The sequence below is a fragment of the Oceanospirillum sediminis genome, from assembly GCF_014164585.1.
Taxonomy (GTDB): Bacteria; Pseudomonadota; Gammaproteobacteria; order Pseudomonadales; family Halomonadaceae; genus Oceanospirillum; species Oceanospirillum sediminis.
Window position 1 is genome coordinate 1 of sequence record NZ_JACJFM010000269.1, and the last position, 337, is coordinate 337.

Below are 337 nucleotides of genomic sequence, written 5' to 3' on the forward strand. Positions count from 1 at the left end.
GCTTCAGTAAGTAGTTGTTGAGCCTCACGTTTTCTGCGCTTTGAAAAAGCAATACCAGCTAGGTTCAATTTAGCCATAGCTAAATCGTGCTTCATAGATAAACCTAAAGCAATTGCTTTCTTGAAATGCTTTTCAGACTCGTTCATATTATCCTGCATTGTCATTATCCCGTGAAGATAACTGTAGTAGCCTTGTTGCTTTTTTACTAATGCTGCCTCTGGATTTTTAATTTTATCCAACCATTTCTTAGCACCGTCAAAATCTTGTTTACGTAGTCTTAAGAAGGCGAGAAGTATAAATTCATTTTTAAAATAAAGAAATATAAAAACTCCGGCTA

Annotated in this window: 1 protein-coding gene; it reads right to left on the minus strand. The window is 35.0% G+C overall.

The window, feature by feature from the left end; genetic code table 11:
- On the minus strand, positions 1-337 hold a 337-nt coding region (locus H4O21_RS28650; protein WP_220495896.1), incomplete at both ends, for a hypothetical protein.